The organism is Vibrio sp. 1078-1, assembly GCF_033340475.1.
Genome location: NZ_JAWOWM010000653.1, coordinates 1 through 578, shown reverse-complemented (window position 1 = coordinate 578; position 578 = coordinate 1). Strand labels below are relative to the sequence as shown.

The 578-nt window shown below is 29.8% G+C and carries 1 protein-coding gene and 1 pseudogene; both read left to right on the top strand.

Annotated elements, in window-relative coordinates:
* A pseudogene (locus R7190_RS29320) lies at positions 1-219 on the top strand (hypothetical protein); the annotation flags it as partial.
* Positions 220-375: 156 nt separating this feature from the next.
* Positions 376-573, top strand: a complete 198-nt coding sequence (locus tag R7190_RS29315) for a hypothetical protein (protein WP_318138131.1) — start codon at positions 376-378, stop codon at positions 571-573.
* Positions 574-578: the final 5 nt, after the last annotated feature.

The window sequence follows — 578 nt, the reverse complement described above, 5'->3', positions numbered from 1 at the left end:
CCTGATATTCTTTTTCAGAATATGCTTTTCTATGATAAAAAATTAACTGATAAAATTAAGACTTACAATCATTTATCTAACTTCAAAATTTCAAGTAAAGCAAATGCTGATCGTTTTGTTAAACACATGAGTAAAATAGACAGTTTTGAGACTGGTAATAGAGTTAAAAAATTAAGCACTGAAAGAAAGGTGTTAGAGTCTTTGTGTTCCAGTCTTTAATAAAACCTCATTGATATCTGCCAGATCAAAGATCTGGCTTTTCATATTATATTCAAGTGTCCATTTTTAAACATAATGGATGAATAGTATTGTTTTACTGAACATCATGGATTAGTATTCATCATATTCTGCTACCAACATGTAATAGGGATGATTATGAATGATGATATTCATGAGCAGCTTGGCGTCAATAAGTCATTTCTTAACCAAACATTTGCAATGATCCGTATATCAAAAAATGGTGAAGTTTGGGTGCAATACCAAGATAAGATGGATATACCATCAGGCTCTAAAGCAATTAATATTACAGCTGATGTTCTTAAAATTATTGCGCTTTATAAAAGTAGTGAGTAATAATA

Coding starts and splice junctions, on each gene's coding strand:
- R7190_RS29315 (WP_318138131.1), top strand. CDS start 376: ATGAATGATGATATTCATGAGCAGCTTGGCGTCAATAAGTCATTTCTT.